The organism is Paraburkholderia sp. SIMBA_054 (genome assembly GCF_046534875.1).
Taxonomy (GTDB): domain Bacteria; phylum Pseudomonadota; class Gammaproteobacteria; order Burkholderiales; family Burkholderiaceae; genus Paraburkholderia; species Paraburkholderia hospita.
Map to the genome: position 1 here is coordinate 1 of NZ_JAWRXV010000200.1, position 667 is coordinate 667.

Consider the following 667-nt stretch of genomic DNA (forward strand, 5'->3'; position numbering starts at 1 on the left):
CAGGCCAACCAGAATTTCAAGCCCGATTCGTATTTGATTCCGAAGGATATCAAGGCAATAGTACTGAACATGTCAAACTTGCTAAAATGACTTACTCCCAAGTTTATTGGCAAATTATTCGGGATGAGGTCGATGTTTGTATCAAGAATAGTTTTCAGCCAAATGAATCTATAACCGTAGACAAGTTAGAGGTCGATTGGTTGTGCACGTCCAAGCAGTTAGGCTGATAAGTAGGCAAATCCGCTTATCGTGAAGGCTGAGCTGTGATGGGGAAGCTCCTTATGGAGCGAAGTCTTTGATTCCCCGCTGCCAAGAAAAGCTTCTAGCGAGATAAAAGGTGCCTGTACCGCAAACCGACACAGGTAGGCGAGGAGAGAATCCTAAGGTGTGCGAGAGAACTCTGGTTAAGGAACTCGGCAAAATGACCCCGTAACTTCGGGAGAAGGGGTGCTTTCTTAACGGAAAGCCGCAGTGAATAGGCCCAAGCGACTGTTTAGCAAAAACACAGGTCTCTGCGAAGCCGCAAGGCGAAGTATAGGGGCTGACACCTGCCCGGTGCTGGAAGGTTAAGGGGAGAGGTTAGCGCAAGCGAAGCTTTGAACCGAAGCCCCAGTAAACGGCGGCCGTAACTATAACGGTCCTAAGGTAGCGAAATTCCTTGTCGGGT

1 rRNA gene is annotated in these 667 nt (G+C 48.6%); it reads left to right on the plus strand.

Going from position 1 to position 667, the window contains the following annotated elements:
* Positions 1–667 (plus strand): 23S ribosomal RNA (locus SB822_RS54755); the annotation flags it as partial.